Source organism: Chryseobacterium tongliaonense (assembly GCF_041224435.1).
In the GTDB taxonomy this organism is placed as follows: Bacteria; Bacteroidota; Bacteroidia; order Flavobacteriales; family Weeksellaceae; genus Chryseobacterium; species Chryseobacterium tongliaoense.
Window position 1 is genome coordinate 15242 of sequence record NZ_JBGFFD010000015.1, and the last position, 15271, is coordinate 30512.

13 protein-coding genes are annotated in these 15271 nt (G+C 36.4%); 6 read left to right on the forward strand and 7 right to left on the reverse strand.

Annotation, left to right across the window (positions count from 1 at the left end):
* Positions 1 to 77 precede the first annotated feature (77 nt).
* Both AB8P06_RS19870 and AB8P06_RS19875 read right to left on the reverse strand, forming a co-directional pair.
* Positions 78 to 1364, reverse strand: coding sequence for a CitMHS family transporter (locus tag AB8P06_RS19870; protein ID WP_369844269.1), 1287 nt, complete (start codon positions 1362 to 1364; stop codon positions 78 to 80).
* Positions 1365 to 1386: 22 nt separating this feature from the next.
* Complete coding sequence (locus tag AB8P06_RS19875; protein WP_369844271.1) at positions 1387 to 2079, reverse strand: DUF2490 domain-containing protein; 693 nt, start codon at positions 2077 to 2079, stop codon at positions 1387 to 1389.
* A gap of 150 nt (positions 2080 to 2229) precedes the next feature.
* On the opposite strand from AB8P06_RS19875, the gene AB8P06_RS19880 reads away from it, so the two are divergent.
* Both AB8P06_RS19880 and AB8P06_RS19885 read left to right on the forward strand, forming a co-directional pair.
* Positions 2230 to 3339, forward strand: coding sequence for a sensor histidine kinase (locus tag AB8P06_RS19880; protein WP_369844273.1), 1110 nt, complete (start codon positions 2230 to 2232; stop codon positions 3337 to 3339).
* Positions 3336 to 4034: a LytR/AlgR family response regulator transcription factor gene (locus tag AB8P06_RS19885; protein ID WP_369844275.1), complete on the forward strand. Its 699-nt coding sequence runs from the start codon at positions 3336 to 3338 to the stop codon at positions 4032 to 4034. Before AB8P06_RS19880 ends, AB8P06_RS19885 begins: the two co-directional genes overlap by 4 nt.
* Before the next feature lie 64 nt (positions 4035 to 4098).
* Here the strand turns inward: AB8P06_RS19885 and AB8P06_RS19890 are convergent, their stop codons facing one another.
* Together AB8P06_RS19890 and AB8P06_RS19895 are read right to left on the reverse strand one after the other, a co-directional pair.
* The gene (locus tag AB8P06_RS19890; RefSeq protein WP_369844277.1) at positions 4099 to 6477 is read right to left on the reverse strand and encodes a M1 family metallopeptidase; all 2379 of its coding nucleotides are present in this window, start codon (positions 6475 to 6477) and stop codon (positions 4099 to 4101) included.
* A gap of 66 nt (positions 6478 to 6543) precedes the next feature.
* On the reverse strand, positions 6544 to 7122 hold the full coding sequence (locus tag AB8P06_RS19895) for a HupE/UreJ family protein (protein ID WP_369844278.1): 579 nt from the start codon (positions 7120 to 7122) through the stop codon (positions 6544 to 6546).
* Positions 7123 to 7191: 69 nt separating this feature from the next.
* Between AB8P06_RS19895 and AB8P06_RS19900 the strand changes: the two genes are divergently transcribed.
* Complete coding sequence (locus tag AB8P06_RS19900; RefSeq protein WP_369844280.1) at positions 7192 to 7692, forward strand: DUF6702 family protein; 501 nt, start codon at positions 7192 to 7194, stop codon at positions 7690 to 7692.
* Between the two features lie 6 nt (positions 7693 to 7698).
* On the opposite strand, the gene AB8P06_RS19905 is transcribed toward AB8P06_RS19900, so the two are convergent.
* Both AB8P06_RS19905 and radA read right to left on the reverse strand, forming a co-directional pair.
* Positions 7699 to 8292, reverse strand: coding sequence for an acyl carrier protein phosphodiesterase (locus AB8P06_RS19905; protein WP_369844282.1), 594 nt, complete (start codon positions 8290 to 8292; stop codon positions 7699 to 7701).
* A 135-nt stretch (positions 8293 to 8427) separates the two neighbouring features.
* Positions 8428 to 9777, reverse strand: a complete 1350-nt coding sequence (radA, locus tag AB8P06_RS19910; RefSeq protein ID WP_369844284.1) for a DNA repair protein RadA — start codon at positions 9775 to 9777, stop codon at positions 8428 to 8430.
* Between the two features lie 125 nt (positions 9778 to 9902).
* On the opposite strand from radA, the gene AB8P06_RS19915 reads away from it, so the two are divergent.
* The 3 genes from AB8P06_RS19915 (at position 9903) to yidC (ending at position 14520) form a co-directional block, all read left to right on the forward strand.
* A complete protein-coding gene (locus AB8P06_RS19915; protein WP_369844286.1) occupies positions 9903 to 10472 on the forward strand; it encodes a YceI family protein in 570 nt (189 codons plus the stop codon).
* A 464-nt stretch (positions 10473 to 10936) separates the two neighbouring features.
* Positions 10937 to 12544 carry a CTP synthase gene (pyrG, locus tag AB8P06_RS19920; RefSeq protein ID WP_369844288.1) on the forward strand — a complete coding sequence of 536 codons (1608 nt, stop codon included), beginning with the start codon at positions 10937 to 10939 and terminating at the stop codon, positions 12542 to 12544.
* Positions 12545 to 12723: 179 nt separating this feature from the next.
* A complete protein-coding gene (yidC, locus tag AB8P06_RS19925) occupies positions 12724 to 14520 on the forward strand; it encodes a membrane protein insertase YidC (RefSeq protein ID WP_369844291.1) in 1797 nt (598 codons plus the stop codon).
* 104 nt (positions 14521 to 14624) lie between these two features.
* Here the strand turns inward: yidC and rnhB are convergent, their stop codons facing one another.
* Complete coding sequence (gene rnhB, locus AB8P06_RS19930; RefSeq protein WP_369844293.1) at positions 14625 to 15209, reverse strand: ribonuclease HII; 585 nt, start codon at positions 15207 to 15209, stop codon at positions 14625 to 14627.
* Positions 15210 to 15271 lie beyond the last annotated feature (62 nt).

Here is a 15271-nt window from a genome sequence, read left to right on the forward strand (position 1 = left end):
CAGCACAAAATTAATATTATATTCCGGTGGGAATAAAGGTATACATCTGAAACAAAATAATAACACATTAGTTTCAATTATATAATCCCGAGAAGTAATGCCCCGACTAACATGATGACAGAAGAACCTATTGCCCATTTTAAAGTATATTTTAAATGGTCTGAAAATTCTACACCTGCTAATGAAACTAATAAATAGGTTGAGGGAACAAGCGGACTTAAAAGATGTGAGCCCTGTCCTATAAGGCTTGCCCTTCCCAATATTTCCGGTGAAATGCCCAGCTGCTGCCCGGTAGCTACAATAACAGGCAATATTCCGAAATAATAGGCATCATTGGTAAGGAAGAAGGTAAGCGGAACACTGAGCGCTGCGGTAATGATATTCAAAGAGCCGCTCCAGCTTTTCGGGACAATTTCTATCATGCTGTTTCCCATAGCCTGCATAATACCTGAACCATTTAAAATCCCTGTGAAAATTCCTGCTCCGAAGATCATTCCTGCCACAGATAAAGCGTTACCCGCATGTTTAGACATGATTTTCTGCTGGTCTTTTAATTTAGGATAATTGATAATGGAAGCGATACAGAAAGCAATCATAAAAGCAATACCCAGAGGAACGAGGTCAAGAATCATAACAACCAGAAGAACAACGGTAAGGCCGAGATTGATCCAGATGAGTTTCGGGCGGCGGAGCCTGGGATCGGTTTCGCCAATGATGTCATCGCTGTTGTAGTGGGTGTATTTTCCATGTTTGGCGATTCTTTTCTTTTCTCTTCTTCCTAAAATATAGGCAACAAATATGACCCATGCAATTCCTAAAACCATAATTGGAATCATCGGAACGAAAATTTCCGTATGTCCAAGTTTCAGAGAGCTCATTACCCTTGCTGTAGGGCCACCCCACGGAAGAATGTTCATAATCTGACCGGCAAGCATGATGATGCAGGTCAGCACCAAAGGGTTCAATCCCTGTTTTTTATAAAGCGGAAGCATTGCGGCAACAACGATAAGATAAGTAGAAGAGCCGTCTCCGTCCAGAGAAACGAGAGCGGTAAGAATAGCAGTTCCAATGGTTGTTTTGACCGGATTATCACCAACCGCTTTTAAAATAATATTGACTAATGGCTCAAATAACCCAGTGTCTATCATTAAACTGAAATAAAGGATGGCAAAAATCAGCATAACCCCGGTGAGGGCTATTTCTTTTACTCCGTTTTTCATCATATCTCCGAGCTCAGGCCCGAATCCGGCAAAAAGTGCAATCACTACGGGAACGATAACCAAAGCTGTAAGCGGAGTCATTTTTTTATTCATAATGAGAACCATAAAGATGATAATCATTAAAAATCCAAGGAATGTAAGCATAAATGAATGTATTTTAGGTTATCTAATTTTTGTTTTTCTTGCGCCAGTCGAAATTATTTCTGTAACCGATATAGCCATAATTACTGGTAGATCCGGTTTCAAGCTGATTGATAAAAGCGACTTCTATGGCTGAGTTTTTACCCGTTTTTATTCCGATTCCTGCAGTTAAACGGTTGCTGTCGAACGGGTCTTCTTTAACTACGTTCATCCTGATTTCATTTTTCAAAATGCCATAGAGTTTTTCTTTTTCTCCGGCTCTGTTAAATGGAATTCTCAGGGAAATAAGATAACGCAGCCTTACGATAAATTCATTGGGGTTGCTTATAAAACGTTCTTCCACACGGAAACGGTGAGAGACGGATGTTCTGCCGATGCTGCCTCCCAGGCTGACCTGCTGAAAAGGCCTTTTTTCATATCTTTCTTTTTTGGTGTTATCAGATTTATAAGAATCTAAAATCAGAAACATAAATCCTGCGGCAGGTTTTACATCATTCGCCACTTCATAATCTACATATGCCGAAACCAGGAAAAGTCTTGTATCGTAAGCCAGATCGAAAGAACGGTATTGGGAAAGCGCAGTTAAGGTACTTTTATCCGTTAGTCTGGCTGACATGAGATACTGAAACCACATATTGTATTGGTCACGGCTTTGGGCGGTCGCGAATTTGCTCAGTCCAAGCAATAAAATGACAATTAATTTTAATTTAATTTTCATGTAATCTTTGATTAATATCTGATTTCTCAAATATATCCAGAAGAAAAAAGTGTCAATTAATTTTTCAATCAATGACAGATTTTATCAATAAACTGCAGGGTGGGATGAAAAAGATGTTATATTTGAAAGTGGAAAATTTTCGTTTTTTAGATGTTTTTACTTATTAATATTGTAGTCATATTGTTGGTTTTCAGGGTTTTATTTAATGGTAAGATTCTGAAAAAACTAATGGATTATCATTGGGAGCTTTTATTGAGGTTTCAGCATGCTTTTTTCTTTTTTGTTTTCATTTTAATTACTTTTTTTACCGAAAATTACTTTCTTGATGCCCCGGATCTGATCTGGTGTGTGGCATCTGTAATTATTTTGAATGTTGGAATGTATTATCTGGTGTATTATTATCTTGTTCCCCAGTTTTATTTATCGAATAAGTATCCGGAGTTTATCCTGTATGCTCTGATTTGTTTTTTAGTATCCAGCCTTTTCAGAATTTTATTGGAACCGGCCATCTTTAGTATGAATTTTAATGAGAGCCTTTCCAATACCAAATTTTTATACAATGTTTATACGGCGCAGGGCATCGTGATTCTTACCGCTTCATTTCTTGGAATAACAAAAGATAAATTCCTTATAGAAAAAGATTTTAAGAACCTGGGCGAAGAAAAAGACCAGTTACACCTGGATCTGCTTAAATCTAAGCTCAACCCTCATTTTTTACTGAACACGCTTAACAATATTTATGCAAAGAGTTTTCAGCCTTCGGAAAATACATCAGAATCTATATTGCAGCTTAGTAAATTACTTCAATATGTTATTTATGATACCCATAAGGATAAAATAAGTATTGCTCAGGAGTTTTCTTCTATCAGAGCGCTTAGTGGCCTTTATCAACTGAGATATCATAATCTGCTGAATATTTCCTTTGATGTTCAGGATGAAGAAACGGTAGATCTGATCGAAATTCCGCCTTCTGTTTTTCTTACCTTATTTGAAAATGCCCTGAAGCATTCTGCAATCGGAATTGAGCCCGGAAGTTTTATAAAAATGAATTATAAGATACTGAACCGGGAAGTTTTTTTTGAAATTATAAATTCGGTTGCCAGAAAGAGAGTTCTGGAAAATAATGGAGATAGCGGAGGATTGGGTAATGAAGCTGTCATTCGTATCCTGGAAAAAAATTATCCGGGGATGTTTACTTTTTTGTCAGAAGCAATAGAAAATAATGAATATCTGACGATTTTAAAAATTAAATTATCATGAGTAATCTGACTGTAGTGAGTGTAGATGATGAATATCCTGCGTTGCAACTTATTGAAAAGTATTGCGATCAGATAGAGGGTGTTGATCTTTTGAAAGGTTTCCAGGATCCTGAAGAGGCTTTGGCGTATCTTCAGAATAATAAAGTGGATCTCGTTATTTTGGATATTAATATGCCTTACATTAATGGGATTGAGCTTCTGCAGCAGCTGCCCTATAAACCCCTCTGCATATTCCTTACTTTAGAAACCCAATATGCTGTAAAAGCTTTTGAGCTGGACGTTGTACATTATCTTGTAAAACCTGTAGATTTTGAAACCTTCAAAAAAGCAGTGAATAAAGCGAAAGATTTTTTACAGTTTAAAAATTCAACGGAAAATAAAAAACAAGAAGATTTCATCATGTTTAAATCCAATTATATCATGAATAAGGTGTTTCTGGAAGATATTAGATGGATTCAGGGATTCGGAGAATATATTATCCTCATTACGCCTTTGAAAAAATACATGATCCTTGAACGGATGTCTAATTTTGAAGAGAAATTTCAGGATTTAGGATTTATAAGGATTCATAAATCATATATTGTACTGTCTTCTCATATCAGTTCTTATGATGCCGGCAATGTTTATCTTAAAGATGGCGACAAACTTCCGTTGGGCAGAACTTATAAAAATTCTTTGAAAACCTATTTGAATTAAACTGGCTGATTATATTAACAAAAAAACTGCCCGAGGGCAGTTTTTTTGTTGGTATGAAGTTCTTTTATTTATTCTTTCCTGCAGCCTGCATAGGATTTACCTTTCCGTTGGCTCCTCCTCTTACGGCTCCTCCCTGTTTCTGTTTAAACACCTGGAATTTTGACGTATGGGTATTACTTCCGTCATTGCTCCAGAAATTGTTTGACGTATCAATATCTGCCGTTTCTCTCATCGGATCCAGTTGTACTGATTTCAATTTTTTGTCAAAATAATACGTCTTTGATACTTTCTGCTCATTTTGTCTCCAGATCTGAGCGGAAGATTTGTCATAAAGCTTGGATCCGTCTTCAAAAGTAAACTCAAGAATGATAGGCATTACCAATCCTCCTTTGTTTACAAAATCTATCTGATAGGCACTAATGTTTTTGAACTTATCTTTGTCTTTGGCATCCAGTGTAGTGGAGTTTTCAATCTTCAAAGAATAGTCTTTATTATTGTCCACCTTTTCCTGTCCGCGATCATAACGGTAATAGAAATCCTGAACATCTTTATCTTTATCTACATAGAAGGTAATATTTTTATCCTCCTTATTTCTGATTTTTGAAATGTCCTCAAATTCGTTTTGCAGAGGTTTATCAACTTTATAGTTAATTTCATTTGCTTTCGGAACGGCTTCCAGGTCAGGCGTTGCAATAGAGACCTTATCAATAGCAATGTCTACAGGATCAGTCCCGTAAAACCATCCTCTCCAGAACCAGTCCAGATCTTCACCGCTGGCATCTTCCATTGTTCTGAAAAAGTCTGCCGGTTCAGGATGCTTGAAAGCCCATCTTTTAGCATATGTTTTATAAGCTTTATCAAAAAGTTCTCTTCCCATAATGGTTTCACGAAGAATATTCAGTCCGGTTGCCGGTTTGGAATAAGCATTCGGTCCGAATTGGATGATGTTTTCAGAATTACTCATGATAGGTTCCAGTTGATCCTTAGGCAGCTTCATGTAATCTACGATCGTCCATGCCGGTCCGCGTTTTGAAGGGAATTTATTATCCCATTTTTCTTCAGTAAGATATTCCGTGAAAGTATTTAAACCTTCATCCATCCAGCTCCATTGTCTTTCATCAGAGTTGATAATCATCGGAAAGAAATTATGTCCTACCTCATGAATGATTACGCCGATCATTCCGTTTTTTGTTCCTTCAGAATAGGTTCCGTCTTTCTCCGTTCTTCCGAAATTGAAACAGATCATCGGATATTCCATTCCGTTGGCTGCTTCAATAGATTGCGCTACAGGATAAGGATACGGAATCGTGAATTCAGAGTAGGTTTTAATAGTATGGGCAACAGCTTTTGTAGAAAATTTTCTGTACAAACCGTAAGCTTCCTTTCCATAGAAGCTCATGGCCATTACTTTATTATTGTTTTCAGGAATGACAACACCCATTCCGTCCCACACAAATTTTCTGGATGAGGTCCATGCAAAATCCCTTACATCATTCGCCTCAAAAGTCCATGTTTTTCTCTGTTTCGAATGATTTTTCTCTGCTTTTTTAGCTTCATCAAGGGTTACAATTTCTACAGGCTCATCAGAGTTTTGTGCTTTTCTGTATCTGGCCAGTTGGTCAGAAGATAAAACCTGTTCGTAATTTTTACATTCGCCGGTTCCGCCCACAATATGATCAGCCGGAACGTTCATCGAAACTTTGAAATTACCGAAAACCAAAGCAAACTCACCACGTCCTGTGAACTGGTGATTCTGCCATCCGTGAAAGTCGCTGTACACGCACATTCTAGGATACCACTGTGTCATTGTATACAGATCGTTTCCATCTTCCGGAAAGTTTTCGTAGCCGCCACGACCACCCATTTTCATTCTGTTGGGGATGTTATAATTCCAGTCTATTTTAAAAATTAATTTTTCTCCTTTTTTCAGAACTTTCGGTAAATCAATACGCATCATGGTCTTGTTTACCGTGTATCTTAATGGTGTTCCGGATGCATCAGTCACTTTTTCAAGATTTACACCATATCCGTTATCCTTTGCAGGAAGATCAGTGGTCTTTAACTGCTGATCATTCGAAATTTTTGGAAGGGTGGAGGAAAAAGGAAAGTCTGCATTTTTTACATTCGACTGCTGGTTTTCGTCCAGCTGAAGCCAGATATATTCAAGGTCATCCGGTGAATTATTATAATAGGTAATGGTTTCGGAGCCTTTTAAATTTCTTTTGTCTTCATCGAGATAAGCAGAAATAGTATAATCTGCTCTGTTTTGCCAGTATCCGTGTCCCGGAGCTCCGGAAGCGGTTCTGTAGATATTTGGAGTAGGAAGTATGGTTCCTAATTGTTCAAATTTATTTCCGTGATTGCTCCCCGGATTATTTTGAATATTTTGTGCAGTCAGGCCTGCAAAAGTGAATACAGAAAGTAATGTAACTTTTAGTTTCATGATCAAAATGGTTAAGAATGTTCAAATATAATGATAAGTAGTTGAAAAATAGGAAATGTTTCAGCCTTAAAACGGAATTCTTTCCAAAGTCATTTTTAATGATAACGCAAAAACTCCTGAAGAAACAAAGAGAATCCAGTCTTTTTTATTTACCTTAAATATATTAAGTGAAATGAAAAGAGCTGTTAAAATGGCAAAAACAATTACAATTTGTCCTAATTCCAACCCGATATTGAAACCCAGAAGAGGAATGGCAATGCTCTGGCTTTTCGCAATCATTACTCTGGCTGTGTTGGCGAATCCCATTCCGTGAATAAGCCCGAAAATCAAGGCTAAATAATAATTGGCCCGCATCAGGGTTTGCTTTTTATTCTTCATCAGAATATTATCCAGTGAAGTAAGAACGATTGTTAACGGAATCAGGAATTCTACCCAGTCAGACGGAACTCTGAAAATATCCAGAATACTCAGCGCTAATGTAATGGAATGTCCGATTGTAAAAGCAGTTACAAGAATCAGGATCTTTTTCCAGTCACTGAAAGAATATACTGCAATTAATGCTAAAACAAAAAGTTGATGATCCAATGCATCTAAAGAAATAATATGCTCCCAGCCAAGGTTTAAATAAAATAAAAAATCCTGCATAACGTAGTAAAATATAAAGCTTACGAAAATAATGATTAATTTCGGAACAAATTTTAAATCCGAGGGTTTATGAAGAATTTATGGCTGTTTTTGCTTCCGATTATTTTTTTGTTTTCTTTTACTAAAGAAAAACATCCTTATCATGTAGGTTCCGTGGAAATCAACTACAATTCAAAATCGAAAACTTTTGAAATTACAGGCCGTTTTTTTCTTGATGACCTGGAAAACGGATTAACGAAAAAGTACGGTAAACCTTTTCATTTTAATGATCCCAAATACAAAGCGCAGCTTAATGGAGCATTAAAACAGTATTGTGCGGAATATTTTAAACTCAAAACCAACAATGCCTTTTTAAAAATAGGATACATCGGATATGAAGAAGACAGTGAGTCAGTAAATATTTTTATGGAATCGGAAACCGTAAATAATCCGAAAAAAATTGAGACGGCTGTCAGCTTTTTATATAATTTATTTGATGACCAGATCAATATCGTTCATATCATCATCAACGGGCAAAGAAAAAGTGAAAAGCTTACGTATCCCAACCGTTATTTTGGAACTGATATTTAAAATAAGCTAACTTTCGAGTTGCAGGAGTGCATTAATCCCTTTTGCATGATCGAGTAAATCCGGAAAAAACTGGTCATAACATTTTTGAAGCACTTCTTTATTCTGCAGGAATAATTCAAACACGGGGATGTCCGGATCCAGATATTTAGCTTTATTGAGAACATTCCGCATACTGAATTTGATGCCCCAGTCTTCACGGTAATTATACAACCAGTCATCGGCTTCCATTTTTACCAGCATCTTTTTAAAATTTTCAGGTAGCCATTCGCTGTTTTCATTAAGCACTCTGTATACTTTCAGAGAATGATCTTTCCATCCCTGAAGTGAGTTTAGGGTGAAATCTGTGGCGACAAAATAATCCATTGAAACATCAACAAAAGCTCCGGCATATAATCTTACGAGCGGAGCAAATACTTTTTTTGCTTCGTGAATAGCCGGATGAGAATCTGTAAAAGTATCAATGGCCCTGTGCAAAGTAATGCCGTCCTGAATATCTTTCGGGAAAGAAAAACGGTCCTTATTCCGGATAAAATCTTCCAGGAACTGACCTACGATTTGCCCGTCAGTAAATGAAAGGAAAGAATGTGCTAAGTAATTCATTATTGTGAAAACTTAAAGGTAAGGATTAAAGATTAAAAAAGATGAAATTTAAAAATCCGTTTTTATCTTTCCCATTGAAATTATAAACTGAAGTAATCCTCAAAACTCATAATTCATAACTCAAAACTTATAACTCTAAAAAATTCTCTCGTGAAAATCTTCAATTTTACTTACCTCCTCAATTTTAATCCCGAATTTTCTTTTAGGAATTTTATTAAGGTTGGAGACGAATATTTTTTCGTATCCTAATTTCTCAGCTTCTGAAATTCGTTGCTCTACCTGTGCCACAGGACGGATCTCACCACTCAAACCGATTTCTCCTGCAAAACAGAAATGCTCGGAAATCGCAATATCTTCATTGGAAGAAAGGATAGAAGCCACAACAGCAAGGTCTAAAGCCGGATCATCGGTTTTAATCCCGCCTGTAATATTAAGGAAAACGTCTTTTGCTCCAAGCTGGAATCCTGCACGTTTTTCCAATACCGCAAGAAGCATATTTAATCTTTTGGCATCAAAACCGGTGGAGCTTCTTTGAGGTGTTCCATAAACCGCAGTACTTACCAGCGCCTGGATTTCCAGAAGCATCGGGCGGTTTCCTTCCAGAGTTACTGCCACAGAATTTCCGGAAAGCTCTTCGAATTTTTTGGTAATGAGAATTTCAGAAGGATTTTTAATTTCTTTCAAACCCTGAGAAACCATTTCGTAAATTCCGATTTCTGAAGTGGAACCGAAACGGTTTTTGTTGGCTCTCAATAATCTGAAAAGATGGTTTCTGTCGCCGTCAAAATTCAATACCACATCCACCATATGTTCCAGTACTTTGGGACCGGCAATCTGTCCGTCTTTCGTAATGTGCCCAACCAGGAAAACCGGCGTGTTGTTTTCTTTGGCATATTTGATAATTTCATTGGAGCATTCGCGGATTTGGGAAACGGTTCCCGGCGAACTTTCAATCAGTTGAGATTGTAAGGTCTGAATGGAATCAATAATAACAAAATCAGGTTCCAGTTTTTTAGCTTCATGAAGAATTTTTTCCAGTGAGGTTTCGGTAAAAAGAAAGCAGTTCGGATTCTGAATATCCGTTAACCGGTCAGCTCTCATTTTGATTTGTGAGGCGCTTTCTTCTCCCGAAACATAGAAAATTTTCTTCTTCATTTTTAAGGCCAGCTGTAAAAGAAGGGTAGACTTTCCGATTCCCGGTTCACCACCGATCAGTGTTACAGATCCTAAAACAATTCCGCCGCCCAAAACCCGGTTCAGTTCCTCAGAGGGAGTTTTGATCCGTGGTTCTTCAATCGCCTCAACTTCAACGATGTTAATGACATGTTGTTTGGTTTTTGAAGAAGGAAGACTTTTATGAGAAGGTTTTTCTACCACTTCTTCTACCAGGGTATTCCATTGTCCGCAGTTTTTGCATTGTCCCATCCATTGAGAATACTGGGTTCCGCAGTTTTGACAGAAGTATGCTGTTTTAAGTTTTGCCATGATGTAAAATTATAAAAAAACTCAGCATCAAAAAATTTTTATAAAGGGTTAATAAACTAACATAGATCAATGTCAGTACTTTATTTTCCTTATACCTTTGACTCCTATTTAAAATATATTAAAAAATGAAAAAGGTATTTTTAACTTTCGTATTCGCGCTTCTGAGCGTTATAGGTTTTGCACAAACAGCCTGGGCTGTAGATCCGATGCATTCTTCTGTGAATTTTAACATCAAACATATGGGGATCAGTTTTGTACAGGGAAGATTTGATGCATTTGACGGAAAAATATCCACTCCGGGAGCTAATCTGGATAATGCCACATTTTCTTTTGCGGTACAGACAGGTTCTGTGAATACCGGTGTTGAAATGAGAGACAAGCATTTGAAAAGTGGAGATTTCTTCGATGCTGAAAAATTTCCTGCCATGACTTTTGAAAGTACTTCTTTAACGAAAGGTAAAAATAATACATACACGCTTAAAGGAAAACTGACGATTAAAGATGTAACTAAAGAAATCAGTGTTCCGGTAACTTACGGCGGAGTAACAAAAAATCAGCAGGGGAAAGAAGTAATGGGTTTCCAGACTGCATTTAAAGTAAACCGTCTGGATTATAATATCAAATATGATCCTACAGGAGCCGGTGTAGCTAAAGATGTTGATGTGAATTTATATTTTGAATTGATTAAACAATAATTTTCATATATATATTTGGTTGGGTAAAAGGTTTTCAATGTATGTTGGGAACCTTTTTGCCATATCTGAAGGCGGAATTGCTAAATCGTGAAACTGTAAATTCGGAGTCACTCGTAACTAAGATTGCTGCAAAACGAGTGAGTTTGGAGTGTAGTGAGTAATTTGTTATTATTCGTAGATGAATTGAATCGGACCTATCTAAGATGAGCAAAGTTTTAAATCTATAAAACAGATTTTCAAAAGAGTACTTCATAGCAGCTTTGCTGCTTTTCTTTCTTTTTCTTAAAATATAGCCGGCGAATTTTTAAAACTTTGCGTTAATAAAAAATGATTGAGTGTAAAATAGGATATAGTTACCTAAATTTTAAACTTATTTTTCGTCATTACGATTAATTAAAATAATTCAAAATCTAAAAAATTGCTTTGTATTTCTTTTTCCCCTAACTTTGCACAAACCTAATCTAATGAGTAAAAAGAACACTAAATACATCTTTGTGACAGGAGGTGTAACTTCATCTTTGGGAAAAGGAATCGTATCTGCTTCTCTGGGACTATTACTGAAATCACGCGGTTTTAATGTAACGATCCAAAAACTGGATCCTTATATTAACATTGACCCAGGAACACTGAATCCTTATGAACACGGAGAATGCTATGTAACCGAAGATGGTGCGGAGACGGATCTGGATTTAGGTCACTACGAGCGATACTTGGATGCTCCAACTTCCCAGAATAACAACGTTACTACAGGGAAAATTTATCAGACTGTTATTGAAAAAGAAAGAAAAGGAGACTTTTTGGGAAAAACAGTTCAGGTAATTCCTCATATCACCAACGAAATTAAACGCAGAATTAAAATTCTTTCCAAACAAAACTACGATATCATCATTACTGAGATCGGTGGAACGGTAGGAGATATTGAATCCCTGCCTTACATTGAGACTGTGCGTCAGTTGAAGTGGGAGCTGGGTGAGAAAAATTCTATGGTCATCCATTTGACTTTATTGCCATATCTGGCTTCAAGTGGAGAATTAAAGACAAAACCTTCTCAGCATTCAGTTCGTCAGTTAATGGAAAGCGGAATTATGGCTGATGTTTTGGTTTGCAGAACGGAACATAAAATTCCGAAAGATCAGAGAGCAAAATTGGCACAGTTCTGTAATGTTCCGTTAGATAACGTTATTGAATGTAAAGATCTGGAAACGATTTATGAAGTTCCGATGTATCTTCAGAAGCAGAACTTTGATGATGTGGTTTTAAAAGAGCTGGATCTTAAAAGTGATAAACAGGCAGATCTTAAAGACTGGAAAAGCTTCTTAAAGAAATTCCAGAACCCTAAGAAAACAATAGAAATTGCATTGGTAGGAAAATATATCTCTCTTCAGGATTCTTATATTTCCATTGCTGAAGCTTTCAAGCATGCAGGTGCAGATGTGGAAACAGAAGTGAAAGTAAGATGGGTATACAGCGGAGATATTACCGAAGAAAATATCAAGGAAACTTTAAAAGGAGTGAACGGAATTCTGATTGCTCCGGGCTTCGGAGACAGAGGAATTGAAGGAAAAGTACTTACAGCACAATATGCAAGAGAAAATAAGATTCCGATGTTGGGTATCTGTTTAGGAATGCAGATCATGACGATTGAATTTGCGAGAAATATTCTCGGTTATTCAAAAGCCAATTCTATGGAATTTGATACTTCTACGGAACATCCAGTGATCTCTATCATGGAAGAGCAGAAAAATGTAGTAGACAAAGGAGGTACAATGCGTCTTGGAGCGTGGAAATGTACTTTAAAAAACAATTCCAGATTATCTGAAATCTACGGTAACAAAAATATTTCCGAAAGACACCGTCACCGTTATGAATTCAATAGCGATTATCTTCAGGAATTTGAAAAGAACGGTTTTCTGGCAACGGGAATAAACCCTGAAACAGGATTGGTTGAGGCTCTTGAAATGCCGGATCATCCTTTCTATGTCGGGGTACAGTATCACCCTGAATACAAAAGCACGGTAGCAACGCCGCATCCGTTATTCAGAGCTTTCATCAAGGCTTGTGAAAAGAAGTAAAGTAATTTTTTAATTACAAACGTCATAAATAAACTCAGACTGATTATTCTCAGCCTGAGTTTATTATATAGTAATATATTATAGCATAGAGTTTTGATAAAAAAACAGTATTTTTGTCGACTCAAAATGTATTGCACTTGTAATACCTATTTAATATTAAAAATTTTAATTAAGATAAAATGCAACAAAACAACGGACTCGATAAAAGTCAATTGATTAGTTTTGCGGTTTTATGTCTGGTACTTTTCGGTTTTATGTTTTATTTTCAAAACAAGCAATCGAAAGAGGAGGAGGTAAAAGCTCAGCAACAAAAGACCGAACAGGTTAAAAATGCGGTAAAACAAACTCAGGCAAGCAATATCAATCCAAATGTAACTCCTAATGCGATTCAGGTTTCCAACTTAGCAAACAGTGAATTGAAACTGGAATTTTCAAGCTTAGGAGGGCAGGTTTCTAAAGTAGAACTTTTAAAATATAAGGCATACGATCACAAAAGTGACAAAACAGATTTGCCATTATATTTAATCAATAAAAACAATTCCAATTACGGATTCCAGTTTAAAGATAAAACAGGGAAAGTAATTAATACCAAAGATTTAGTTTTCTCCCCAACTGTAAACGGGAATGCTGTAACACTGACGGCTAATTATAATGGCGCTGTTATTCAGTTTATTTATACACTGCTTGAGAAATACACTTTAGATTTTAAAGTAAGAACTCAGGGCCTTGCAAAAGTAACTTCTGATACCAAAGCTGATTTCATCTGGGACTACAGTGTAAGAAATATGGAAAAGGGTAGAGCTCAGGAACAGTCTCACTCAGAATTCTCTTATGCATTTAATAATTATAAAGATTATGATTATGACGGAAGAACAACAATGGAGGAGGAAAAAGAAACACTTAACTGGATTGGGGTAAAACAGCAGTTTTTTACTTCTGTGATTGAGGCTAAAAACGGATTTACTCAAAGTAAAGGAAATCAGGAATCAATTGAAGAAGGTGAATATCTGAAAAAACTGAACTATGAAGGTTTTGTTCAAATGACAGGAAGTGAACTGAACCAGGATTTCACGTGGTATTTTATGCCATTGGATTTACCTTTGTTAAAGTCTTATGATAAAAACTTCGACGAAATTCTTCCATTGGGATGGTCTTTCATCGGATGGATGAACAGAGGATTCTTTATTCCTATCTATAACTTTATTGCATCTTGGGGATTGACAGCAGGTTGGGCGATTTTCTTATTGACAATCCTGGTTAAATTGATCTTGTCACCAATTATGTACAAGCAACATAAGCTGAGTGCAATGATGAGAGTGATCCGTCCTGAAATTGATGAAGCCAATGCTAAATTAAAGGATGCAGATCCCATGAAAAAACAACAGGCTACCATGGAAATCTACCGAAAAGCAGGAGTGAATCAAATGGCTGGTTGTTTGCCGGCGTTGGTACAGATTCCTATTTTCTATGCATTGTTCCGTTTCTTCCCGAACTTTATAGATTTGAGAGGGCAGGGCTTCTGGTTTGCAAAAGACCTTACGGCTTATGATGATTTGATTAAATTACCGTTTAAAGTTCCTTTCCTGGGAGATCACTTAAGTATTTTTGCTCTTGCATGTACCGTTGTAATTTTGATCTATACCATTATGACCTCAGGAAATATTCAGCAGCCACAGCAGGAAGGTATGCCAAACATGAAAGTGTTGATGTATATTTTCCCGGTTACATTCCTATTCTTCCTGAATACTTCAGCTTCCGGGCTTTCATGGTATTATTTTGTATCCAACGCGATTAATATTTTAATCATCCTTGTTATTAAATACTGGATTCTGGATGAAAAGAAAATCCATGCACAAATCCAGGCCAATAAGGAAAAACCTAAAACAGAGGGTAAATTCCAGAAGAGAATGAGAGAAATGATGGAGAAAGCTCAGGAACAGCAAAAAGTAGCTGAACAAAAAAATAAAAAGAAATAGTATACCTTATATAATAGTATAAAAAAGAGAAGCAAATTTGCTTCTCTTTTTTATTGATATCAATTCAACTTTCAACTCTTCACTTACAGTTAATTTATAATCGTTTAATCATATTTAAGTCTGAACGATTGTCTGTGATGTTTGGTTGGCCCGAATTTTATTAAGGCTTCCTGATGCTTTTTAGTGGCATACCCGAAATTCGTGTTCCAGCCATACTCCGGAAATTCGTCATGGAGTTCAATCATTAACCTGTCTCTGTAATTTTTAGCCAGAATAGAAGCGGCTGCAATAGATAATACTTTTGAATCACCTTTAATAATACATTCGTGGGGTATGTAATTATAAGGATGAAACCTGTTTCCATCTACAAGGATGAATTCCGGTCTTATTTTTAATTGATCCAACGCAAGATGCATGGCATGAATGCTTGCATTGAGAATATTATGGGTGTCGATAAATAATGGTGGCAATTCGGCGATGGCATAGTCTTTAACATTGTCTTTTATATAGTTATCAAGATCCATTCTTGTCTTAAAAGTTAGTTTTTTTGAATCATTAACCAAATTTTGGTTAAAATTATGATCTAAGATAACTGCAGCGGCAACAACAGGCCCACATAAACAGCCTCTGCCTACTTCGTCACACCCTGCTTCGACATAAAATTTCGACCATTTTTTTAATAATTCCATAAATATATACGATAACGTGAAATAAAACCATGCAATATTAAATATTTTTAACAAAATATTTG